Raw genomic sequence first — 21,630 nt, 5'->3', positions numbered from 1 at the left:
CGGCACAGCACAACAGAAAGCCCGCACCATGACCGACACCACCCCCGACTTTCCCCTGCTCGACCTCGCCGCCTTTGCCGCCGCGGGGCCAGAGGGCCGCGCGGCCATCGGTGCCGAGGTGGATCGCATCTGTCGCGAAACCGGCTTTCTCGCCGTCACCGGCCACGGTGTGCCCACGGATGTGATCGCGGCGCTCTGGTCCCACGCCCGTGCGTTTTTCGCGCAATCGCCTGAGGCGAAACACAAGGTCGCCCCCACTCCGGGCGGTCCCTATGGCTATCTCGGCCCCGGCACCGAGGCTCTGGCGAAATCCCGCGGTGAGGACACGCCCCCGGACCTGAAGGAAAGTTTCAACGGCGGCCCCGCTGCCATCCCGCCCGGCGAGACCGACCCCGATGCGCTCGCCTTTTGCTACGCCCCGACACCCTTCCCGGACCTGCCGGGCTTCAAAGACGCATGGCGCAGCTATTATGCGGAAATGGAGGCCTTGGCGGCCCGGATCATGGAGGTCTTCGCCGTCGCACTGAAGCTGCCCGCCGATCATTTCGCACCCTATATCACCACGCCGATCTCCGGCATGCGGGCGCTCAATTACCCCGCGCAAGACAAGACCCCCGAAGAAAATCAGCTCCGCGCCGGCGCCCACACGGACTATGGCTCGCTGACGATCCTCCTGCCCGAACCCGGCTCGCGCGGTCTGGAAATCCTGACGCCGGAAGGGAACTGGAAAGGCATCCCGCCCGTCGACGGCGCCTTCGTGATCAACATCGGCGATCTCATGGCGCTCTGGACGGGTGGCCGCTGGACCTCGACCCTGCACCGCGTCGTCACGCCGCCGGACTGGGCCACCAAGACGCGCATGTCGATTGCCTATTTCCATCAGCCGAACTGGCACGCCGAGGTCAAACCGCTCTCCGGCCCCGCCTCCGAGGCAGTCACCTCCGGGCCTTATCTGATGAGCAAATTCGCCGCCGCCAACGGCTAAGACAAAGAGGCTTACGCCTCCTCCCCGGTCGCATCCGTTTCCGACAGCGTATACCGAAGCCCCCAAGCGCGCAGCCCCGTCAGGATCGGTGTTAGCGCCTCGCCCTTCTCCGTCAACCGGTATTCCACCTTGGGTGGCACCACCGGATAGACGGTGCGCGTCAACACGCCGTCCGCCTCCAACTCCCGCAGTTGCTTCGTCAACGTGCGTTGCGTAATCGCGCCCACCGCGCGCCTGATTTCGCTGAACCGCATCTCTCCGCTCAGCAGATGGAACAGGATGACGCCCTTCCACTTGCCGCCGATCACCTCGAGCGCGCTTTCGACCGCACAATTCTTCGAATGGCTGTAGCTGGTGAAACGCTGCGCCCGTCCCGGCGCGCCGGTGTTCCGGTCCTCCATGGTATCCTCTTTGATACTGAGTATATAAATAGTGCATTCTTGCCGATGATATACCGAAATCCGATACATGTGTCAGCCGCTCCGCGCGCCGCGCAAAATCCGAGGAATACACATGTCCGATTTCGACCGCTCCCCCGACGGCCTTGCCTTTTCCCTCGCCGTTCAGGCGGCACAAGACAGGCTTGGCTCCCGTCCACAATATGCACGGGCCCAATGGCCCATCGACATCTCCCCGGACCTCGAAGCGTTCATCTCCGCCCAGCGTAGCGTCTTCCTCGCAACGGCCAGCGCCGAAGGCCAGCCCTATGTCCAGCATCGCGGCGGTCCGCCGGGCTTTCTGAAAGTGCTGGATTCGCGCAGCATCGGCATGGCCGATCTGCGCGGCAACGGTCAGTATATTTCCCTCGGCAACCTGTCCGAAAACGACAGGGTGGAGCTGTTCCTGATTGACTATGCCCACAGGCGCCGGGTCAAGATCTGGGGCCGGGCGCGCATGGTCGAGGACGACCCCGATCTGGTCGCCCGCCTGATGCCTGACGCCATGCGAGGCCGGGCCGAGAGAGCCTTTCTGATCGAGGTCGAAGCCTGGGACGTGAATTGCCCGCAGCATATCCCCCAGCGCTTCGAAGCCGAGGATGTGGCCGCCGCGCTGGCCGAAAAAGACCGCAGGATTGACGAACTGGAACGCGAGATCGAAGGCATCCGCAGCCGCTTCCCGAATTGGGAGGGCTGCGGAGACGATCTCTGGGAAACGTAAGCCGGGCAGACCTAAGCCCAAGAAACGTAAGAGGGGCGGCTCCGTTTACACTTTCCCGTTCCTGCCGCGCCGCGCATCCGGGTGCAGTGCGGAGGCAAGAATATGTTCGCTCTTATGCACCACATGCCCCGCCTGCCCCACGATCAGCGGATCCGGCTCGCCGATCAGGTCTTCGTCCTTATCCGGGTAATCGAGGGTCATCAGGAAGTGCTTCATGCATTCGATCCGGGCGCGTTTCTTGTCGTTCGATTTCACGATGATCCATGGCGCATCCGCCGTGTCCGTGTAAAAGAACATCGCCTCTTTCGCCTCGGTGTAATCGTCCCATTTGTCGAGAGAGGCCTTGTCGATCGGCGACAGTTTCCATTGCTTGAGCGGATCGGTTTCGCGCGATTTAAACCGGCGCTGCTGTTCGGCCTGGGTCACCGAGAACCAGTATTTGTAAAGCTTGATCCCCGAACGCGTCAGCATGCGTTCGAATTCCGGCGTCTGGCGCATGAATTCGAGATATTCGTTCGGCGTGCAGAACCCCATCACCCGCTCGACCCCCGCGCGGTTGTACCACGAGCGGTCATAGAGCACGAATTCTCCGCTGGTCGGCAGGTGTTCGACATAGCGTTGGAAGAACCACTGGCCCTTTTCGGTCTCCGTCGGTTTGTTGAGCGCCACGACACGCGCATGCCGCGGGTTCATATGCTCCATGAACCGCTTGATCGTGCCGCCCTTGCCCGCCGCATCGCGCCCCTCAAACAACAACACATATTTCTCGCCGGTCTGCTGCGCCCAAAGCTGCGCCTTGAGCAATTCCGCCTGAAGCGCCACCTTGGTGCGCTCGTATTCCAGCCGCGACATCTTCTTGCGATACGGGTATTTGCCGGTCTCGAAGGCGGCGCGGATCTTGTCCGGCGTCACCGTCGGGAATTGCTTCGGCCCGCCATGCACGACCGCATCATCCGCCCCGCTTGCCTGCGGCGCAGCAGACGTGCCATTGACGGTTCCGTTCACGGTCCCGGTCGGGTTCTCGACGGACACAGGGGTTTCGGTGGCGGGCGTCATGGGCGTCGTCATGCGGGCATATCTCCATTGTTCGGCAAACTGTGCGCTTGTCATCTCCCTGTTACACGAAAATCCTTTGCTTTTCCTTGATCTGAGGCAAGGTTTTCGACCTTTCCCCCGCAAGCGCTTGCGCCTTTTGCGCCCCGATGGTCTAATCCTTGACCAAATTCGCCATCATAAGAATCGAGCAATCACCATGTCCGACGATCTCCTCGCAGGGGCCGAGCCCGCCTATGACGCTTCCTCCATCGAGGTGCTCGAAGGGCTGGAACCCGTCCGAAAACGTCCGGGCATGTATATCGGCGGCACCGACGAGCGCGCGCTGCATCACCTTGTGGCCGAGATTCTCGACAATTCGATGGACGAGGCCGTCGCCGGTCACGCCAACCGCATCGAGATGACGCTCCATGCGGATTACTCGGTGACGATCACCGACAACGGTCGCGGCATCCCGGTCGATCCGCACCCGAAATTCCCCGGCAAATCCGCGCTCGAGGTCATCCTCTGCACGCTCCACGCCGGCGGCAAATTCTCCGGCAAGGCCTATCAGACCTCCGGCGGTCTGCACGGCGTCGGCTCCTCCGTGGTGAACGCGCTCTCCGATCTGATGATCGTGCAGGTCGCCAAGAACAAGGAGCTGTTCGAACAGCGCTTCTCCCGTGGCATTCCGCAGGGTCCGGTCGAGAAAATCGGCGCGGCCCCGAACCGGCGTGGCACCTCGGTGAAATTCCACGCCGATGCCGAGATTTTCGGCTCGCACCGGTTCAAGCCCAAACGCCTCTTCACGCTCGCCCGGTCCAAGGCCTATCTCTTCTCCGGCGTCGAAATTCGCTGGAAGAGCGAGATCGACGATGGCGAAACGCCCACTGAGGCCACCTTCCATTTCCCCGGCGGCCTCGCCGATTACCTGTCTGAGACGCTGGGCGCCGTGACCACCTATTCCGAGCGGCCCTTCGCTGGCGTGGTCGAATTCGGCCCCCGCTTCGGCGTCCCCGGCAAGGTCGAATGGGCGATCAACTGGACCCCGTCGCGCGACGGGTTCATCCAGTCCTACTGTAACACCGTGCCGACCCCCGAGGGCGGCACCCATGAGGCGGGCTTCTGGGCCGCCGTGCTCAAGGGCGTGCGCGCTTACGGCGAACTGGTCGGCAACAAGAAGGCCAAGGACATCACCCGCGACGATCTCCTGACCGGCGGCTGTGCCCTTGTCTCCTGTTTCATCGCCGACCCCGAATTCGTCGGCCAGACCAAGGACCGCCTCGCCACCACCGAGGCCGCGCGTCTGGTCGAGAACTCCGTCCGCGATCACTTCGACAACTGGCTCGCCGCCGACACCAAATCCGCCGGTGCGATCCTCGATTTCCTTGTGCTCCGCGCCGAAGAACGCATGCGCCGCCGTCAGGAAAAAGAGACCCAGCGCAAATCCGCGACCAAGAAACTCCGCCTGCCTGGCAAGCTCACCGACTGTACCTCGAAAGACCGCTCGAACACCGAGCTGTTCATCGTCGAGGGCGACAGCGCCGGCGGTTCCGCCAAAGGTGCCCGCAAACGCGAAACGCAGGCTTTGTTGCCGCTCAAAGGTAAAATCCTCAACGTCTTGGGCGCGGCCTCGAACAAGCTCACCTCGAACCAGGAAATCTCCGATCTCTGCGAGGCCTTGGGCGTTGGCATGGGCACGCGCTTCAACGTCGACGACCTGCGCTATGAACGCGTCATCATCATGACCGACGCCGACGTCGACGGCGCCCATATCGCGTCCCTCTTGATGACCTTCTTCTACACCCAGATGCGCCCCCTCATCGACCAAGGCCACCTCTACCTCGCCTGCCCGCCGCTCTACCGCCTGACCCAAGGCGCGAAACGCGTCTACTGCCTCGACGAGGCGGAGCGCGATGAATGGCTCGACAAAGGCCTTGGCGGCAAAGGCAAAATCGACGTCTCACGCTTCAAAGGTCTTGGCGAAATGGACGCCAAGGATCTGAAAGAAACCACAATGGACCCGGCCACGCGCAAGCTCATCCGGGTGACGATCGACGAAGACGAACCCGGCGAAACCGCCGATCTGGTGGAGCGTCTGATGGGGAAAAAGCCCGAGCTGCGGTTCCAGTACATTCAGGAAAACGCGCGGTTTGTTGAGGAATTGGATGTGTAGGGAGTTCTCAAAAGTTTTACTTTCGAGAAGGGGGATGGATGGAGAAAGAAGTTTTAGAAACTTCATTGCATTGGACTGAATACTTCAAAGCAATTGGCCCAACGATTATTGCCCTCTTTGTGGCATATATTGCCTATCAGCAATGGCGGGTTAGCAAAGACACCTTTCGCGAAAAGATGTTTGATCGCCGAATGACTGTCTTCGAGAAGGTATCTGACGCGATTGCACTTGTTATCAGAGATGGAGGAGCTAGCGCCCCAGACGGAAAGCAAGTTCACTTTTCGGAATTAGGGACAGCTTGGCACACATCAAAATTTCTTTTTGGAAAAGAAGTGTCCGACTATATCTGGGATTTTCGTGATCGCCTTATAAAAGTTCGATACCACGAAGAGACGATGGCGCACACTCGGATAGAAGGCCCCCAAGAAGAATACCAATCTCATGTTTCACAGAAACATGCCCTACTAAACGAGATATTTAAGCACGAACAAGACAAAGCATACGCCATCTTTTCTCAATATCTAGCGTTCAAACGATAACTCCAAGCGTCCTGCCCGTGGTGGGGCGCAAGCATCCTGCCGACGGCCCAATGCCGCCCACCGGCAACAATCCCCCCCGCCTCGGCACCCTTCCGCCCATCCCCTCACTGAGGGGAACCCTTCCGCGCCCGGCCACGTTATATCTCCGAAAACGACATTCGGAGGACAGAGCATGATCTCTTTCACCAAACCCCTTCTCCTTGCCGCCGCGGTACTCGCCGCCGCCCCGGCGCTCGCCGATGGGCACAAAGACAAGAAACCCAGAAACGCCCCGCAAGAGGTCTATGTCTACCACGTGCCCAAAGGCTGCCACCTGCCGCCGGGGATCGAAAAGCAGATGCGTGAGGGCAAGCGCAGCACCCTGCCGCCGGGCCTCGCACAGCAATGCTACGGCAAACAGGCGGCTTACCGCTACGAGCGTGGCGACCGTCTGCCCGACGGCTACCGGGTGATCCGAGATTACGACCGCTACGGTCTGCCCGATCCGAAAGGCGACCGATACGTGGTCTCCGGCGACACGATCTACAAGATCGCCCGCGACGCCGCGATCGTGATCACCGCCATGGGGATTTACAACAACATCACCGGCAACTGACCCCGTCGTCCCCGACCCTGCGCCCGCTCGCGCAGGGTCCACCATCAGGGGCCGACAAAAGTCCGACGCAAATCCGACGCTTTGCCGACAGCTCTCAACGCATCCTGAAAGCCCCGATCAAAGCCTTTGACCGCCCGGCTTCCACGCCGCATAGTCGCGCCATGATCCGGTCTTTCGACACTCTGGCCCTCACCGCCGCCCATCGGCGGCTCGAAGCGCTGTTCACCGAACGCCCCCATCTCGCCGCCCGCGCCAAAGACGTCGATGCCGTCCAGACCCGTGGTCAGCGCGCGGTGTTTCGCCTCCTCTGGGACGACCATCCGGCGATTGCCAAGCTGATCTGGCACAGCGAGAAAACCCGCGCTGTCAATGGCCAGACCTCCGCGCTGCGCGAGATGGTTGAAACTCTCATGGGCCGCCCTGCCCATGTGCCACAAGTGCTTCATATCGCTCCGAAATCCGGGTTTTTCGTGATCTCCTTCATCGAGGGGAAAAGCGGGGATGAGCTGCTCCGCGACCGGGGAGCCGCAGCCCTCCCCGAGCTTGTCGAAGCGGCGCGTCTGTGGCTGTCAGAGGCCACGCGCGATGACCGGCACCCCGGCGCCTTCCCCATGGCCCGCGCCCGGCGCATCCTCGACGACTGCGCCGACGGCCCCGCCCGCGACGTGGTCCTGCGCACCCGCGATTTGTTAAAACACGCGCCCGAAACCCTGACGATCTGTGGCGGTCATGGCGATTTCTGGCCCGCAAACCTGATCATAGGCCCCGCGGGCGTCACCGCCATCGACCTCTCCGGACGGCGGTCGAACGCGCTCCTCGAAGACATCGCCTGTTTCGCGCAAGGCCTTGCAGAACATAGCGAATTTGGCCTGACTTCTGCGATCACCACACCGCTTTTGTCGCTCCTGCCGGAGGCGGAAACCACCCGCGCCTTTCCGATTTTCAGCGGTCTGGCGCTGGCGCGCAAGCTCCATGCCGGGGGCGGTCTCGGCTACGCCCATGAGCGCGCCCGGTTTCTCGGGGAAACCCCTTAAACCGGCACGATCTGGCCGTCTTCAAGCCGCACCACCCGGTCCATTTTCGCAGCCAATTCAAGGTTATGCGTGGCAATCAGGGCCGACAGCCCCTCGTCGCGCACAATCCCCATCAGCACATCGAACACCAAAGCCGAGGTCGTCGGATCGAGGTTCCCGGTCGGTTCGTCCGCAAGCAAAAGCCCCGGCTTGTTGGCCAGCGCACGGCAAAAGGCGACCCGTTGCTGCTCGCCGCCCGAAAGCGCCGAAGGCCGGTGCGAGGCACGTTTGCCGACGCCGACTTTTTCGAGCAAATTCATCGCCCTGTCCCGCGCCTCGCGCTCCGGAACGGCATTGGCGAGTTGCGGCAGGATGACGTTGTCGAGCGCCGTGAACTCGGGCAGCAGATGGTGGAACTGGTAAATGAACCCCACCCCCGCGCGGCGCATGGCGGTGCGGGTCTTGTCGCCCTGCCCGGTCATGTCCTGCCCATTGATCCGAACCGTGCCCGTGTCGGGCAGGTCCAGAAGCCCCGCGATGTGCAGAAGCGTCGATTTCCCGGCCCCGGACGGCGCGATCAGCCCAACGATCTCGCCGCGTGCGACGGTGAGGTCCACGCCGCGCAACACATCGACTTCGTTGGGTTTTCCGGCGTTGTAGGTCTTTCGGATCTGGTTCAGGGACAGCATGTCACTCATAGCGCAGCGCCTCCACAGGGTTCATCCGTGCGGCTCGGCGCGCGGGCAGGATGGTGACGATGAAGGACAGGCCAAGCGAGAGGCCGACCGCTTTGAAAATATCGACGGCACGCAGCTCGGCGGGCAGTTCGTAAATGCCCCGGATCGACGGGTCCCAGGCGCCGCCGCCGCTCATCCAGTTCACGAAACTCAACACCTGGTCGATATAAATCGCAAACAACGACCCGAGGATCACGCCGAAAAGCGTCCCCAACACGCCGGTGATCGCCCCGCAGATGAAAAACACCCGCAACACGGACCCTTCGGTCAGCCCCACGGTGCGCAGGATGCCGATGTCCCGGCCCTTGTTCTTAACCAGCATGATGAGGCCGGACACGATGTTCATCGACGCGATGAGCACCAGCACCGAAAGGATGACGAACATCACATTGTCCTCGATGTCGAGCGCGCGCAGGAAGGCCCCCGAGGCATCGCGCCAGGTCCAGACCATGCCCCGCTCTCCGACGGCTTGCAAGAGCGGCAGGGTGATGTCGTCGACCTGATCCGGGTGCTCCACCATCACTTCGATCTCGTCGGCAGCACCCTGCCGGTTGAAGAATTTCTGCGCCTCGGCGAAAGGCAGGTAAGCGCGTGTCTTGTCAATGTCATAGCGCCCGGCGGAGAAGACATAGACGACTTCGAAGGCCGATACGCGCGGACTTGTGCCGAAGGCGGTCTTGGCGCCATCCGGTGAAATCAGCTTGATCTTGTCGCCGACGGTAACGCCCAGCTCGCGCGCCACGCCGGAGCCGATGGCAATGCCCTCAGAGAAGCGCGAAACATCGCCCCAATGCTCGTCCGGCGAGATCGCCACACGCGGGATAGTCATCAGGTTCTCGGGCGTGATGCCATAGACCTCGATGCCTGCATTGCGACCGTTAGACGAGACCATGACCTGCCCGCGCACCAGAGGCGCGGCGCGGGTCACACCCGGCACCTCGCGCAGCTTGGCGGCCCAGTCGTCATAATCCGTGAGCGCACGCGAGGTGGTGCCCTCCGGCGTCACGTAGATCGAGGAATAGACCGTCACATGCGCATTGGAGCCGAGGATCGTATCGACGAATTCATCGCGAAACCCGGTGCGCACCGCAAGCGTGATGATCAGCGCCGCCACGGCCAAAGTGATGCCGATCAGAGAAATCCATGTCATCACCGACACGCCCCCCTCTTCGCGCCGCGCGCGCAGGTAGGCAAAGGCGATTTTCCACTCGAAGCGGGAAAAGGGCTTGGTCGTTCTGGCCGCGTCCACCGGGGGGCTCCTCACAAGTTTGCCAGACCAAACCCTTTGGCACGCCAAAGGTCAAGCGCAGGCGGGGTGAAGCCTGCGTGAACGCCAGCGATCAGAACGTGAGACCCGCACGCGTCTTGCTGCGCCGGAACGGCCAGAGCAGAAGCGCCAGAAGCCCCGAGAGCGCGGCCCAGCCCGCCGCATAGCCCGCAAGCGCGGAAATCCCGCCCTCGAGCGTGAGCGGCAAAGCCGGGCGAAAATCGTCGAAGGTGGCACGGGCGAGTTTCGTGTCGGCCACACGCTGCGGCATGGTCAGCCGCTCGAGCGGCGTGGCGGCGCGCAACACGGTGAGGTCGTCGGAGAGACGTCCGTGCCGGTCGATGGTTTCACGCATGTCACGACGGCGGTTTTCGAGAAATACCGAACCGCCCATGGAGGCCAACGCTTCCTCCCGGGTCATTTCCGCTTTCTGCGCGGAGGCGTCGAAATCGGCAATCACAACGCCGAGGGCCTCGACCTGACCGGCGAGGCGTTGGGTATATTGCTGGGTGAACTCGGGAAACTGGGACACAACGGCGGCCCCCAACAGGCCGCCCGCAAGGGCGAGTGCTCTCAACATGGCTGCCTCTCTTCCGTCTGCTGCGGAATCCGTCTTTGCGGAATTTCTATGGCGCAGAGGCTAAAAGGATTCGGGGGCGGGACACAAATGCCCCGCCCCCGAATGTGCGAAATCTCGCGAAAACTCGCCGATGGCGTCGTTAGACACCCGCGTAGATTTTCACGATTTTCTCAACCGCCAATTCCGGCGTCATCTCTTCGCTCTCGCCCGTCTTGCGGCAGGTCACTTCGACCACGCCGTTTTTGAGGCCCCGCGGACCGACGGTGATGCGCCACGGCAGACCGATCAGGTCCATGGTGGCAAATTTGCCGCCCGCACGTTCGTTGCGGTCGTCATAAAGCGCCTCAAGGCCCAGCGTTTCGAAGGACTTATAGAGCGCCTCACAGGCGGCATCGGCCTCTTCGTCGCCCTGTTTCAGGTTGACGATGCCGACGTGGAACGGCGTCACCCCCTCCGGCCAGATGATGCCCTTGTCGTCATGGTTCGCCTCGATCAGCGCGCCCAGAAGACGCGACACGCCGATGCCATGCGAGCCCATGTGCACAGGCGTCGGTTTGCCATCCGGGCCTTGCACGGTCGCACCCATGGATTCGGAGTATTTCGTGCCGAAGTAGAAAATCTGACCGACCTCGATGCCGCGCGCGCTGCGACGGCGCTCTTCGGGGACCTCGGCAAAGATCGCCTCGTCATGGGTCTCGTCGGTGCGGGCGTAGCGCGAGGTGAACTCTTCGAGCACGGCCTGGCACTGATCTACGCTGTCGTAGTCGATCTCGCGGTCGCCGAATTTCAGATCGGTGATCTCGCTGTCATAGAATACCTCGGATTCGCCGGTTTCGGCCAGCACGAGGAATTCATGCGTGTAGTCACCGCCGATCGGACCGCCATCGGCGCGCATCGGGATCGCCTGAAGCCCCATGCGCTCATAGGTGCGCAGGTAGCTGACGAGGTGGCGATTATAGGCATGCAGCGCGTCTTCCATCGTCAAATCGAAGGTATAGCCGTCCTTCATGAAGAACTCACGGCCCCGCATCACACCGAAACGCGGACGGATCTCATCACGGAATTTCCACTGGATCTGGTAGAGCGTCAGCGGCAAATCCTTGTAGGACTTCACATAGCCCCGGAAAATGTCGGTGATCATCTCTTCGTTGGTCGGACCGTAGAGCATATCGCGCCCGTGCCGGTCGGTGATCCGCAGCATCTCGTCGCCATAGGCGTCATAGCGACCGGATTCACGCCACAGATCGGCGGATTGCATCGTCGGCATCAGCACCGGAATGTGACCCGCGCGCTGTTGTTCCTCGTGCACGATCCGTTCGACATTCCGGAGCACCTTGTAGCCCAGCGGCAGCCAGGAATAGATCCCCGCAGATTGCTGACGGATCATCCCCGCGCGCAGCATGAGACGGTGCGAGGCGATCTGCGCCTCCGCGGGGGTTTCTTTCAAAACCGGAAGGAAATAGCGCGACAGACGCATGTGTGAAGCCCTCGAGTGATCAGTGTTTGCAACGGTCTATGCCATCGCTGTGAACCAGACAAGCCGCAGAACACGGGAAACTTGCCCACGGCGCATGCATATTAAACTTTCGGAAAGCGACTTGGTTTAAGGCTCAGGGAAACGCAACAGATTTCAGACAGAACCCAGACCATATGGCCCTTCCGCTCGCCCGACTTCGACATCTCATCGAAATGGCGCTGACCCGTCCTGCGGACGCGGCCTCGACGGAGGCTGTGCGGGTCCTGGCCCATATGTGTAGTACGCCACTCACTCTGGCGCTCGTCGGGCTTGTGGCCCTCCTCGACGGCATCCTGCCCCTGGCGTTGGCGGGTGGTGTGCTTTTTGCCACGATGGGTGGGTTTGCCCCCCGTCTGCCGCAAAGCCTCGCCGCCATCGTCGTCGGTCAGGCGCTGGTCGGTCTCACCATCACGCTGAACACGGCTCTGACGGGCCTGCCGCTGCATCTCGACACCAACATGCTGTTCTTCGCGATGCTCGCCGGCATCGTGATCATGTCGGATTTCCGCGCCCTGTTTTGGGCCGCCGTGACCATTTCCATTCACCACGCCGTTCTTCTGGGCTTCGCTCCGACACTGGTTTTCCCGGATGCGGGCCTCGGTTTCAACCTGTCCCGCCTGGCGTTTCATTCGGTCATCAGCCTGCTCGAGTTCCTCGCTCTGGGATACATGCTCGCACGGCGGCAAGAGTTGAGCGCCCTTGCCGCGAACCGGACCGAGGCCGCACAGGAGGCTGCGCGCAAGGCGCAGAACGCGCTCTCCTTGGCGGAAAGCGAGAAAACCCGCGCCGAACAGGCGCTTGTACAGGCACAGAAGGCTGGCGCCCGCGCTGCCAAGGCACAGAAAACCGCAGAGACCGCCCTGCGCGACAATCAGGAGGCCCGCGCGGAACGTCAGCGTCTGCGCGAGCGCGAAGATGCCGAACGGGCGCAGCGCGAAGCCGCACTCGACATTCTTCTCACGGTGTTCGAAGCGCATCTGGAGGATCTCGCGAAAGGCAATCTGAGCACGCGCATCGACGAAGAGCTCGATGACGCCTATCTTGTCCTGCGCGACAGTTTCAACCAGTCCATGGCCACCCTCGGCGCCGCCATCGAAGACGTGCGGACGCAATCCGGCGAGATGCAGGGGCTGTCAGGGGAAATCGCGGCGTCCGCCACCGATCTGGCCGGTCGCACGGAGCGCCAGGCGGCCACTTTGGCCGATGCCGCGCGCACGGTGAACACGCTCGCCGGATCGCTCTCGGAAACCACCTCTCGGGAGGCGGCTGAAGGCGTGGACATCGTGCAACAGGCGGTAGAAGCCATGCAGGACATCGAGCGGAGCGCCGGCGAGATAGACAAGATCACCTCGGTCATCGACGACATCGCCTTTCAGACCAACCTCCTGGCGCTCAATGCCGGTGTCGAGGCGGCGCGGGCCGGCGAGGCCGGGCGGGGCTTTGCCATCGTCGCCGCCGAGGTGCGCGCGCTGGCGCAACGCTCATCGAATGCGGCACGCGAAATCAACCAGCTCATCCTGCGTTCGAACCAGCAGGTGCAATCCGGCGCCGATCTGGTCAGGCGCACGGGCGCGGCCCTGGGCGGCATCAAGACCTCCGTCGACACGATTACCGGACGGCTGCACGCCTCGGCCCGTGCGGTGCAATCGCAATCCGACCACCTCGCCCGCGTCAACCGCGCGATCTCCGATCTCGAGACCGTCACCCAACAAAACGCCGCGATGTTCGAGGAGACCACCGCCGCCAACACCCAACTCTCCGAACGTGCCCGTGTGCTGAGCGATCTCGTGCGGACCTTCGTCACCGCCCGGTCACGCCGCTCAGCGCAATACGGTGCAAGGGCGTTCCCGCCGCCCTCGACCGCCGCGCCGCTGCAAAGAACCGGTTGAGGCGGCCCGATCATGCGCTTCCCCTTGAAACGCAAACCCATGCGGGCGATATGAAGGGAAAGATGGAAAGGCGAGTATGGCGTTACCTGTCCGCGATCAGATGAAATACTGGGGCACCGCTGCGGCGGTGTTTCTGGCGCTTTTGTGGCTCATGGGCGACGTCATCCTGCCCTTCGTGCTGAGCATGGCGGTGGCCTATATGCTCGATCCGGTGGCGGATCGCCTCGAATTATGGGGGCTGAGCCGGATCGCCGCGACCATTGTCATCACGCTGGTGGCAGCCGTGCTCTTCGTTCTGACTGCCCTGCTTGTGATCCCGACACTCGTGAAACAGGCCACCGATCTCGTCAACACCGCCCCCGACCTGATCAACAATCTGCAAAGTTTTCTGACCGCAAAATTCCCGGTTCTGCTCGATGAAAGCAGCCAGTTACGCCAGACGCTGGCGCAGATCGGCGAGACCATCCAGTCGAAAGGCGGCGAATTGCTTTCGGGCGCGCTGGCCTCGGCGATGAGCCTCGTGAACGTGGTGATGCTGCTGGTGCTGGTGCCAGTGATCACCTTTTACCTGCTGATGGACTGGGACCGTATGGTGGCACAGGTCGACAAGCTTCTGCCGCGCGACCATGCCCCGGTGATCCGCCGTCTGGCCTCCGACATCGACCGCACGCTTGCCTCCTTCATCCGGGGACAGGGAACGGTGTGTCTCATCCTCGGCACGTTCTACGCCGCGGGCCTCATGCTCGTGGGGCTGAAATTCGGCCTTGTCGCCGGCGCGGTGGCCGGCGCCCTGACCTTCATCCCCTATGTCGGCGCCATCGTCGGCGGGCTGCTGTCGATCGGGCTGGCGCTGTTCCAGTTCTGGGGCGAATGGCAGTGGATCGCTGCCGTGGTCGCGATCTTTGCCGTCGGCCAGTTCGTCGAAGGCAATATCCTGACCCCGAACCTCGTCGGCTCCTCGGTCGGACTGCACCCGGTCTGGCTGATCTTCGCGCTCTCCGCCTTCGGCACGCTGTTCGGTTTCGTCGGCATGCTCGTGGCCGTCCCGGTCGCCGCCGCCCTCGGCGTGGTGGCCCGCTTCGCCGTCGATCAATACCGCGACAGCCGCCTCTACCGGGGCCTCGAGGCCAATGCGCCGGACGACGTGGACGACACGGACGACGACATCTGACCATGGCCGAACAGCTCATCTTCGATCTGCCGGTGCGTCAGGCCCTGGGACGCGATGCATTTTTCGTCTCGCCCTCGAACGCCGTCGCCATGGCCACGCTCGACGCCGTCGACAACTGGCCCTCGGGCAAGCTCGTACTCATCGGCCCCAAGGGGGCGGGCAAAACCCATATGGCGCATGTCTGGGCCAGCGACCATGCGGCCGTGATCGTCCCGGCGCAGACCTTGGCGCAGGCCGACATCCCTGCCCTCGCGGCCCGTCGTTTCGTCGTCGTCGAAGATGCGGACCGCCTGTCCAGCCTGCCCGATCCGCAGCATGCGGAAGAGGCGCTGTTCCATTTGCACAACCTGACGCTGGCCGAAGGTGGGCGGTTGTTGCTCACCGCCCAGAGTGCGCCCAATCACTGGACGCTCGGCCTGCCCGATCTCGCCTCGCGCATGCAGGGCACTACCGTGGCGCGGATCGAGCCGCCCGATGACAAGCTGCTCGCCGCCATGCTGGTCAAACAGTTCGACGACCGGCAGATCGCCGTCCCCGGCACCCTGATCCTCTGGCTCGTCAAACGCATGGAACGCTCGGCGGAGGCTGCGCGCCGGATGGTGGAAACGCTGGATGCGGCGGCACTGCGTTCCGGCAGGCCGATCTCGCGAAACCTCGCGGCACAGTTTTTCCCGAAAGACGAGTGACCCCGCGGGAAAGTTTTGTTTTCGCTCAATAATCATGCGATTGACGAAGGCCGGGGCATTTGGCACTGTCGCGCCTGCCGGAGCCATCCATGCCCGGCATGATCCAGAGGATACGCCGTGACTGATATGACCGATCTTCCTCGCACCGAGCCCGGGCAACAGGATTGGGGCATCTTCGGGCGGCCTTTGTTTCTCGATCAGGAAGCCCGCGCCCTGTCGCGTGTCGGCGTCGTGGATGTCGGCTCGAACTCCGTGCGTCTCGTGGTCTTCGACGGGGCTGCGCGCAGCCCGGCCTATTTTTACAATGAAAAGATCATGTGCGGACTGGGCGCCGGGCTTCGGGAAACCGGTCGGCTCAACCCGGAAGGCAAGATCCGCGCCATGTCCGCGATCCGCCGATTTCAGACACTGGCAAAAGGCATGGGAATCCCACCACTGACGGCGGTTGCGACCGCTGCGGTACGGGAGGCTGAGGACGGTCCCGCGTTTCGGGAGGAGATCGAGCGGGAGACCGGCCTCAGCCTTTGGGTCATCGACGGCGAGGAAGAGGCCCGTCTTTCGGCGCAGGGCGTGCTTCTGGGCTGGCCGGAGGCGGACGGGCTGGTCTGCGACATCGGCGGCTCGTCGATGGAGTTGGCGATCGTCTCGAAAGGCACCGTCGGCCAACGCATCACCTCGCCGCTCGGGCCGCTGAAACTTCTCGGCCTGACCGGCGGGCGCAAGGGGCTCAAGGACCATATCGCGCCGATCATGAAGGATCTGGCCGCCGCCATGGGCACGAATCACAAACGGATCTATCTCGTCGGCGGATCGTGGCGCGCCATCGCCCGGATCGACATGGAGCGGCGCAATTACCCGCTGCATGTGCTGCATGAATACCGGATGTCGAGCCGCTCGGTGACCGAAACGATCAAGTTCATCCGCAAGAGCGACATGGCCGAACTGCGCGCCAAAACCGGCACCTCCTCGGCGCGGATGTCGCTTGTGCCGATTGCTGCCGAGGTGCTGCGCCAGCTCGTGCGCACCTTCCATCCGAAAGAGATCTGCATCTCGTCCTACGGCATTCGCGAGGGACTTTTGTACGAACAGATGCCCGAAAGCGTACGCGCCCGCGATCCGCTGATCGAGGCTTGCCGGTTTTCCGAACAGAAGGACGCGCGCATGCCGGGTTTCGGCAAGCGCCTGCACGCCTTCATCGAGCCGGTGTTCCGTGCGCGCCAATATGAAAAGATGCGGCTGATCCGCGCCGCCTGTTTGCTCCACGACGTGACATGGCGGGCGCATCCGGACTACCGGGCGGAAGTCTGTTTCGACAATGCCACGCGTGCCAATCTTGGCGGGCTTACGCATAACGAGCGGATTTTTCTCGGCCTTGCCCTGCTCCATCGCTACAAGAATTCGCGCGAAAACACGCCCTTCGCCGAGCTGATCGAGATGCTGTCGGACAAGGAAATCCGTGACGCCGAAGTGCTCGGCAAGGCGATGCGCTTTGGCGCGATGTTCGCCGTCGATGCCCCCACCGATGTCGCCAAGCTCGATTACTTCCCGAAACGCAAGGAACTGATCCTGACGCTCAGCCCGGATGCCGAAGACCTGTTTGGCGAGGTCACCAACGCGCGCTTCCAGTCGCTGGCCAGCAGTCTCGGCGCGACCCCCGACGTGCGCCACGCCAAGGCCTGAGCCGCAGAAGACAGAACTCAGAGGTCGATCATCCCCTCGCCCTTCGGCGCCTCTTCGGGGGTTTCCGGCTCCGGCAAGGCCCGTTCCGGTTTGCGCCGGATCAGGATGTCGCCATTGGGCAGGATTTCCGGCGCCTCATAGGCCCCCAGATCGCCGACGAAGCCCTCGAGATCCTCAAGCGCAGGTCCCATTTCTTCGAACAACTGCTGCAACAAAAGCCGAGAGCCTTCGCGCAGCATATCCCAGCCTTCCGATCCCTCGGAAGCTCCGGTCTCCTCTGCGGCGACAGGGCCAGCCATCAGCATCATGATCAGGACAATCCGTTTCATGGCCTTCATATAAGGGCTTTTCATGACGTTTTCACCCCCGCCTCATGTCTTAAAGATCGAGATCGACCGTCACCGGGAAATGATCCGAAGCGGTCAGAAGCGCCTGCTGCAATTCCGGCGTGCCAAAACAGAGCGGATCGTCGAACGGGTGCCAGATGTGCCATCTCGCGCCATCCTTCAGATCCTGCGACACCATGACGTAATCGAGCAAAGCCGAGAGGTAGCGTTTCTCCTCGTCGATATAGAACCGCGCCGAGGTCGGCCCCTGATTGCCGCGCCTGGCCAGCGCCTCCGTCGCATGCGGATCGCACAGCCGCATCTCAGGCGGCACATCCGGGTCCTCGCGCCCCATGACAATCTCGACCCCCGAGCGCCCGAACAACTTCTCATACTCGTCGAGCCCCGGCCCGTCGTTGAAATCTCCCAGCACAATGAGCGGCTCTCCGGCCTCCAGATGCCCCTCGACCCGCTCGCGCAACCAGATGCATTGCGCCAGTTGCTTGCGCCGGTTTTCGATCGAGATACGGATCACGTCATCGCGGTTGCGCGCGCCATGCGGCGCCTTGGATTTCACATGCACGCCGATCATGCGAAAGGCAAAACCGCTTTCGCGCACCTCCATCGCCAGTTCCAGCGGCGGTTTGGAAAACCGTACTTCCTCCCGGTCCCTATCGGTGTCGAGATCGAGCCGGTAGATCGAGTTGAACGCGGGCGGTTCGAAATTGTCCCCCAATCCCGCAGGCGCGCCCATCGGATCGTGCCGGGCGCGCAGCACCAGCGGATCGTACATCAGGGCGATTTCCTGTTGGGTTTCGTTCACATAGCCAATCTCGACGGCCATGGCCCGAAGCCCCGCCCAATCGGCGAATTGCTCGAGCGCCCGGCGGGTGTCGCGGCGGCGGTTGGTGTCCGGCGCCTCAATCACCATGATCGCATCGGCATCCATCGCCGTGAACACCTTGCCAAGGGCCTCAAGCTGCATTTCCCGGGTCACATTATGCCGCGCCGACCAGGCATCGTCCGCCAGAGGCCGCCCCGTGTTGTCGAACAGGTTGTCGAACCATTCGACATTGTAGGTGGCGACCCGGATCGTCATGCCGCCCGCTCCGCCTCGATCTCCTCCCAGGCGGCGTTGATCTCGACCAACCGGTCGGAGGCCAGCCTAACCGCCTCTTCCGGCACACCACGCGCGATCATCTTGTCGGGATGGGTCTCGCGCACCAGCGCACGGTAGGCCTTCTTGATTTCCTCGAGCGAAGCCGCAGGATCGACCCCCAGCACATCGTAGGGATCGCGCGCCGCCTCCGGCACATAGCGCGCCTTCAGCATCCGAAATGCCCGGTCCTCGATGTCGAAAATCTCCGCCACCCGGGTCAGAAAGGCATCCTCACCGGGGTGATACTCGCCATCCGCCATGGCGATATGGAACAGCCCGTCCATCAGATCCATCAGCGGGCGGCACTCGTCGCCGTACATTTTCTTGACGCTTTTCGCGTAATCCTCGAAGCCTGCCACATCCTGGCGCGCGAGATTGAACACCCGTGCGGCGGCGGCCTCGTCTTCTTTCGCGATCTGGAACACTTCGCGAAACGCCGTCACTTCATCGCGGGTGACAAGCCCGTCGGCCTTGGCCATCTTCGCGCCCAGTCCGATGACCGCGATGGTAAAGCCCATGCGCCGCTCCGGCTCCGAGCGGAACTGCTCGAACACCGAAGCGAGGCTTTCGCCTGCGCCAAGCGCCTTGAGCGCTTCGAGAATGCGGGTCCAGATCGACATGGCCGCAGTTTATCCGCGAAAGCCGATCAAGTCCCGCGACAAATCCGTGAGTTCAAAGGAATTTCTGTAAGAAGAGCACGTCGAGCCAGCGGTCGAACTTGAACCCGGCCTGCGGGATGCGCCCCGCCTCGGCATAGCCCAGCGTCTTGTGAAAGGCGATGGAGCCGGTGTTGTCGGCGTCGATGGCCGCAATCATCGAATGATGCCCGGCCTCGCGCGCGTGCTGCTCGACCATGAGCATCAGCGTCCGGCCAAGCCCGTGGCCCTGTGCCGTATCGTTCAGGTAGACGGAATGCTCCATGGTAAAGCGATAGCCGTTGTTACCCGGACGAAACTGGTCATAGGTGGCGTAGCCCACCACCTCGCCCCTGATCTCGGCCACGTAAAACGCCCGGCCCCGCGCCAGACGGTCGCCGATCATCGCGATCCATCCCGCAGCGTCCCGCTCGACGGAAGAAAACGAAGCGGTGGACCCGGCAATCACCGGTGCCATGATGGCAATGAGGGCGCCCGCGTCCTCGGCCCGCGCCACGCGCAGATGCGGTTTCTCGGTCATGCGATCCAGATCTCCCCTGACGGCGTGCCAATTTCTGCGGTCATTCCCGGCGTATCGGCTTGTACAATTCGAACATTCTCCATGGCGGAGATGAAAGGTGCAAGTGCCTCGCGCAGCTCTTCGGGATTCGGATGCGAGATCTTCAGCCGACGCAGCGCCAGCCCCGGGTCCGGCAACCCCGGAACGGGCCGTGGCGAGTGCCATTCGATCAGAGCCGGAAAGCAATTGTCAAAGGGCAGAACACCCGTTTCCGGCACGATCATCCGCCAGGCGTAATCACCACGCTGGAACGACATGATCCGCCCGACATTGGCGGGTGCCAGCTCCCAGGCTTCCTCCAGATCGGGACAGGACACGACCCAGTTCGTCAATCGCGGCGGCCCTCCGAAGTTGTCCAGATCGAACCAACGCGGAAAATCGGGGCGCTTTGCCGCCGGATCGGGGGCAATCACCTCGAGATAGGCGTCGCTGCCATCCGGGCGCGCCATGGCCACAAGCACGTTTTCCGTGCCCATATCCTTGTGCACCCCGCGCGGGCCGAATTCGACGTCCAGCAACGCCTCCATCGCATCCTTGCCCTGCTCCAGATCGGAGGCGGAAATTACAAGGTGATCAATCCGGTAGGTCATTGCTATTGCCCTTATTGAAACCTTGGAGACGAGTCCCCATCTCCCTATAACGCACCCTTAAATCAACTTTCAGGAAAGACCAGAAAAAGACAATGCTCCTGCGCAAATTGGAACAGTTCTTCGACAGTGAGATCTCAGGCGGTATCGTGCTCATGGTGGCCGCCGTCGCTGCCATGTTCGTGGCCAATTCCTCGCTTTACCCATATTACGATGGCGCATTGTCGTCGTATTTCACCGTGCAACTCGGCGACACAGGCCTGTCCAAACCGCTGATCCTCTGGATCAACGACGGTCTGATGGCAGTGTTCTTCCTGCTTGTGGGCCTTGAGCTCAAGCACGAGCTGATGGAAGGCAAACTCAAGAATCCGCGCGACGTGGTTCTGCCCGGTATGGCCGCCGTCGGTGGCATGATCATGCCCGCCGTGGTTTATTTTGCCCTCAACATCTCCTCCCCCGAGACCCATTCCGGCTGGGCCATCCCGGCAGCGACCGACATCGCCTTCGCGCTTGGTATTCTGGCCCTCGTCGGTGACCGCGTCCCCTCCTCGCTCAAGGTCTTCCTGCTGACGCTGGCGATCCTCGACGACCTTGGCGCGATCCTGATCATCGCCTTCTTTTATACCGCCGAACTTCATCTGGATTACCTGTTCCTTGCGGTCATTCCGCTGGCGATCATGTTCTATCTCAACCGTGCGGGCATTCACCGCATTGCACCGATCATCCTCTTGGGCACGGTGCTTTGGGTTCTGGTGCTCAAATCCGGCGTACATGCGACGCTTGCGGGCGTGATCACCGCCTTCTTCATTCCGATGAAGGACAAATGGGGCAAGTCACCGCTGCATGCGCTTGAGAACGCGCTCTCGCCCTATGTGTTCTTCCTGATCGTGCCGATCTTTGCCTTTGCGAATGCGGGCGTTGTGCTGACCGGCGTAACTTTCGCCGATGTGTTCTCACCGCTACCTCTGGGTATCGCGCTTGGTCTCATCCTCGGCAAACAGATCGGCGTCTTCGGCATGACCTGGATTCTGGTGAAATTCGGTGTGGCCAAGAAACCTTTCGGCGCGACCTGGCTGCACATCTACGGTGTGGCGGCTCTGGCGGGCATCGGCTTCACCATGTCGCTCTTCATCGGCGGGCTGTCTTTTGACGACGCCTTCCACATGAACGAAGTGCGCATCGGTGTTCTGTCGGGCTCCGTGATCTCCGCGATCATCGGTTTCGTGGTGCTCAAGCTCGCTCCCGCAGCGACCGACAAACCGGCCCTGAAAGAGGCCGATGTGACCGCTCCCGAAGTTCAGGAAGCGGCACACTAACGC

22 protein-coding genes are annotated in these 21,630 nt (G+C 62.3%); 11 read left to right on the top strand and 11 right to left on the bottom strand.

The genetic code is table 11. The annotated features are described in order from the left end of the window. Positions 1-28: 28 nt before the first annotated feature. Positions 29-985: an isopenicillin N synthase family dioxygenase gene (locus CEW89_RS19335; RefSeq protein ID WP_096807007.1), complete on the top strand. Its 957-nt coding sequence runs from the start codon at positions 29-31 to the stop codon at positions 983-985. 11 nt (positions 986-996) lie between these two features. On the opposite strand, the gene CEW89_RS19330 is transcribed toward CEW89_RS19335, so the two are convergent. Further along, the gene (locus tag CEW89_RS19330) at positions 997-1,386 is read right to left on the bottom strand and encodes a winged helix-turn-helix transcriptional regulator (protein WP_066705734.1); all 390 of its coding nucleotides are present in this window, start codon (positions 1,384-1,386) and stop codon (positions 997-999) included. A gap of 112 nt (positions 1,387-1,498) precedes the next feature. Here CEW89_RS19330 and CEW89_RS19325 point away from each other — a divergent pair, with 112 nt between their 5' ends. Next, a complete protein-coding gene (locus CEW89_RS19325) occupies positions 1,499-2,143 on the top strand; it encodes a pyridoxamine 5'-phosphate oxidase family protein (protein ID WP_096807006.1) in 645 nt (214 codons plus the stop codon). 45 nt (positions 2,144-2,188) lie between these two features. Here the strand turns inward: CEW89_RS19325 and ppk2 are convergent, their stop codons facing one another. Next, on the bottom strand, positions 2,189-3,211 hold the full coding sequence (gene ppk2 / locus CEW89_RS19320; RefSeq protein WP_244906107.1) for a polyphosphate kinase 2: 1,023 nt from the start codon (positions 3,209-3,211) through the stop codon (positions 2,189-2,191). A gap of 184 nt (positions 3,212-3,395) precedes the next feature. On the opposite strand from ppk2, the gene parE reads away from it, so the two are divergent. From parE to CEW89_RS19300, 4 genes are all read left to right on the top strand, one after another. Then, the gene (parE, locus tag CEW89_RS19315) at positions 3,396-5,351 is read left to right on the top strand and encodes a DNA topoisomerase IV subunit B (RefSeq protein ID WP_096807005.1); all 1,956 of its coding nucleotides are present in this window, start codon (positions 3,396-3,398) and stop codon (positions 5,349-5,351) included. Between the two features lie 38 nt (positions 5,352-5,389). Continuing rightward, positions 5,390-5,890 carry a hypothetical protein gene (locus CEW89_RS19310; protein WP_096807004.1) on the top strand — a complete coding sequence of 167 codons (501 nt, stop codon included), beginning with the start codon at positions 5,390-5,392 and terminating at the stop codon, positions 5,888-5,890. Positions 5,891-6,062: 172 nt separating this feature from the next. Beyond that, the gene (locus tag CEW89_RS19305) at positions 6,063-6,485 is read left to right on the top strand and encodes an RcnB family protein (RefSeq protein ID WP_096807003.1); all 423 of its coding nucleotides are present in this window, start codon (positions 6,063-6,065) and stop codon (positions 6,483-6,485) included. 161 nt (positions 6,486-6,646) lie between these two features. Further along, a complete protein-coding gene (locus tag CEW89_RS19300; protein ID WP_096807002.1) occupies positions 6,647-7,519 on the top strand; it encodes a phosphotransferase in 873 nt (290 codons plus the stop codon). Here the strand turns inward: CEW89_RS19300 and CEW89_RS19295 are convergent. From CEW89_RS19295 to proS, 4 genes are all read right to left on the bottom strand, one after another. After that, positions 7,516-8,196, bottom strand: coding sequence for an ABC transporter ATP-binding protein (locus CEW89_RS19295; protein ID WP_096807001.1), 681 nt, complete (start codon positions 8,194-8,196; stop codon positions 7,516-7,518). The two genes, CEW89_RS19300 and CEW89_RS19295, sit on opposite strands and share 4 nt — an antisense overlap. Further along, positions 8,189-9,484: a lipoprotein-releasing ABC transporter permease subunit gene (locus tag CEW89_RS19290; RefSeq protein ID WP_096807000.1), complete on the bottom strand. Its 1,296-nt coding sequence runs from the start codon at positions 9,482-9,484 to the stop codon at positions 8,189-8,191. Before CEW89_RS19290 ends, CEW89_RS19295 begins: the two co-directional genes overlap by 8 nt. 91 nt (positions 9,485-9,575) lie before the next feature. Beyond that, positions 9,576-10,082, bottom strand: a complete 507-nt coding sequence (locus CEW89_RS19285; RefSeq protein ID WP_066705748.1) for a DUF2937 family protein — start codon at positions 10,080-10,082, stop codon at positions 9,576-9,578. Positions 10,083-10,221: 139 nt separating this feature from the next. Continuing rightward, the gene (gene proS, locus CEW89_RS19280) at positions 10,222-11,559 is read right to left on the bottom strand and encodes a proline--tRNA ligase (RefSeq protein ID WP_096806999.1); all 1,338 of its coding nucleotides are present in this window, start codon (positions 11,557-11,559) and stop codon (positions 10,222-10,224) included. A 173-nt stretch (positions 11,560-11,732) separates the two neighbouring features. Here proS and CEW89_RS19275 point away from each other — a divergent pair, with 173 nt between their 5' ends. The 4 genes from CEW89_RS19275 to CEW89_RS19260 all read left to right on the top strand — a co-directional run bounded on the left by CEW89_RS19275 (position 11,733) and on the right by CEW89_RS19260 (position 17,024). Further along, positions 11,733-13,487, top strand: coding sequence for a methyl-accepting chemotaxis protein (locus tag CEW89_RS19275; protein ID WP_096806998.1), 1,755 nt, complete (start codon positions 11,733-11,735; stop codon positions 13,485-13,487). Between the two features lie 76 nt (positions 13,488-13,563). After that, positions 13,564-14,658, top strand: a complete 1,095-nt coding sequence (locus CEW89_RS19270) for an AI-2E family transporter (RefSeq protein WP_096806997.1) — start codon at positions 13,564-13,566, stop codon at positions 14,656-14,658. A gap of 2 nt (positions 14,659-14,660) precedes the next feature. Further along, positions 14,661-15,344 carry a P-loop NTPase family protein gene (locus CEW89_RS19265; RefSeq protein ID WP_066705756.1) on the top strand — a complete coding sequence of 228 codons (684 nt, stop codon included), beginning with the start codon at positions 14,661-14,663 and terminating at the stop codon, positions 15,342-15,344. Between the two features lie 126 nt (positions 15,345-15,470). Beyond that, entirely contained in the window at positions 15,471-17,024 is a 1,554-nt protein-coding gene (locus tag CEW89_RS19260) for a Ppx/GppA family phosphatase (RefSeq protein WP_096806996.1), read from the top strand. 17 nt (positions 17,025-17,041) lie between these two features. Here the strand turns inward: CEW89_RS19260 and CEW89_RS19255 are convergent, their stop codons facing one another. Genes CEW89_RS19255 through CEW89_RS19235 form a run of 5 tightly spaced genes read right to left on the bottom strand, consistent with a single transcriptional unit; the run spans position 17,042 to position 20,314 of the window. After that, a complete protein-coding gene (locus tag CEW89_RS19255; protein ID WP_244906106.1) occupies positions 17,042-17,377 on the bottom strand; it encodes a hypothetical protein in 336 nt (111 codons plus the stop codon). A 25-nt stretch (positions 17,378-17,402) separates the two neighbouring features. Beyond that, complete coding sequence (locus CEW89_RS19250) at positions 17,403-18,443, bottom strand: endonuclease/exonuclease/phosphatase family protein (RefSeq protein ID WP_198403570.1); 1,041 nt, start codon at positions 18,441-18,443, stop codon at positions 17,403-17,405. 2 nt (positions 18,444-18,445) lie between these two features. Next, positions 18,446-19,129, bottom strand: a complete 684-nt coding sequence (locus CEW89_RS19245) for a molecular chaperone DjiA (protein ID WP_066705761.1) — start codon at positions 19,127-19,129, stop codon at positions 18,446-18,448. Positions 19,130-19,181: 52 nt separating this feature from the next. Further along, positions 19,182-19,685, bottom strand: coding sequence for a GNAT family N-acetyltransferase (locus tag CEW89_RS19240; RefSeq protein WP_066705762.1), 504 nt, complete (start codon positions 19,683-19,685; stop codon positions 19,182-19,184). Then, complete coding sequence (locus CEW89_RS19235; protein WP_096806993.1) at positions 19,682-20,314, bottom strand: VOC family protein; 633 nt, start codon at positions 20,312-20,314, stop codon at positions 19,682-19,684. Before CEW89_RS19235 ends, CEW89_RS19240 begins: the two co-directional genes overlap by 4 nt. Positions 20,315-20,406: 92 nt before the next feature. Here CEW89_RS19235 and nhaA point away from each other — a divergent pair, with 92 nt between their 5' ends. Beyond that, positions 20,407-21,627 carry a Na+/H+ antiporter NhaA gene (nhaA, locus tag CEW89_RS19230; protein ID WP_066705766.1) on the top strand — a complete coding sequence of 407 codons (1,221 nt, stop codon included), beginning with the start codon at positions 20,407-20,409 and terminating at the stop codon, positions 21,625-21,627. Positions 21,628-21,630: the final 3 nt, after the last annotated feature.

The organism is Celeribacter ethanolicus (genome assembly GCF_002407265.1).
Lineage (GTDB): Bacteria > Pseudomonadota > Alphaproteobacteria > Rhodobacterales > Rhodobacteraceae > Celeribacter > Celeribacter ethanolicus.
Note: the sequence above shows the minus strand (reverse complement) of the source record. Positions and strands in the feature narration are given on the sequence as shown.

Excerpts from the sequence above, each read along its gene's own strand:
- ppk2 (WP_244906107.1), bottom strand. The coding sequence starts at position 3,211 with ATGACGACGCCCATGACGCCCGCCACCGAAACCCCTGTGTCCGTCGAG.
- CEW89_RS19270 (WP_096806997.1), top strand. The coding sequence starts at position 13,564 with ATGGCGTTACCTGTCCGCGATCAGATGAAATACTGGGGCACCGCTGCG.
- nhaA (WP_066705766.1), top strand. The coding sequence starts at position 20,407 with ATGCTCCTGCGCAAATTGGAACAGTTCTTCGACAGTGAGATCTCAGGC.
- CEW89_RS19275 (WP_096806998.1), top strand. The coding sequence starts at position 11,733 with ATGGCCCTTCCGCTCGCCCGACTTCGACATCTCATCGAAATGGCGCTG.
- CEW89_RS19300 (WP_096807002.1), top strand. The coding sequence starts at position 6,647 with ATGATCCGGTCTTTCGACACTCTGGCCCTCACCGCCGCCCATCGGCGG.
- parE (WP_096807005.1), top strand. The coding sequence starts at position 3,396 with ATGTCCGACGATCTCCTCGCAGGGGCCGAGCCCGCCTATGACGCTTCC.
- CEW89_RS19240 (WP_066705762.1), bottom strand. The coding sequence starts at position 19,685 with ATGACCGAGAAACCGCATCTGCGCGTGGCGCGGGCCGAGGACGCGGGC.
- CEW89_RS19285 (WP_066705748.1), bottom strand. The coding sequence starts at position 10,082 with ATGTTGAGAGCACTCGCCCTTGCGGGCGGCCTGTTGGGGGCCGCCGTT.
- CEW89_RS19265 (WP_066705756.1), top strand. The coding sequence starts at position 14,661 with ATGGCCGAACAGCTCATCTTCGATCTGCCGGTGCGTCAGGCCCTGGGA.
- CEW89_RS19325 (WP_096807006.1), top strand. The coding sequence starts at position 1,499 with ATGTCCGATTTCGACCGCTCCCCCGACGGCCTTGCCTTTTCCCTCGCC.
- CEW89_RS19335 (WP_096807007.1), top strand. The coding sequence starts at position 29 with ATGACCGACACCACCCCCGACTTTCCCCTGCTCGACCTCGCCGCCTTT.
- CEW89_RS19295 (WP_096807001.1), bottom strand. The coding sequence starts at position 8,196 with ATGAGTGACATGCTGTCCCTGAACCAGATCCGAAAGACCTACAACGCC.
- CEW89_RS19255 (WP_244906106.1), bottom strand. The coding sequence starts at position 17,377 with ATGAAAAGCCCTTATATGAAGGCCATGAAACGGATTGTCCTGATCATG.
- CEW89_RS19260 (WP_096806996.1), top strand. The coding sequence starts at position 15,471 with ATGACCGATCTTCCTCGCACCGAGCCCGGGCAACAGGATTGGGGCATC.
- CEW89_RS19245 (WP_066705761.1), bottom strand. The coding sequence starts at position 19,129 with ATGTCGATCTGGACCCGCATTCTCGAAGCGCTCAAGGCGCTTGGCGCA.
- proS (WP_096806999.1), bottom strand. The coding sequence starts at position 11,559 with ATGCGTCTGTCGCGCTATTTCCTTCCGGTTTTGAAAGAAACCCCCGCG.
- CEW89_RS19235 (WP_096806993.1), bottom strand. The coding sequence starts at position 20,314 with ATGACCTACCGGATTGATCACCTTGTAATTTCCGCCTCCGATCTGGAG.
- CEW89_RS19305 (WP_096807003.1), top strand. The coding sequence starts at position 6,063 with ATGATCTCTTTCACCAAACCCCTTCTCCTTGCCGCCGCGGTACTCGCC.
- CEW89_RS19330 (WP_066705734.1), bottom strand. The coding sequence starts at position 1,386 with ATGGAGGACCGGAACACCGGCGCGCCGGGACGGGCGCAGCGTTTCACC.
- CEW89_RS19310 (WP_096807004.1), top strand. The coding sequence starts at position 5,390 with ATGGAGAAAGAAGTTTTAGAAACTTCATTGCATTGGACTGAATACTTC.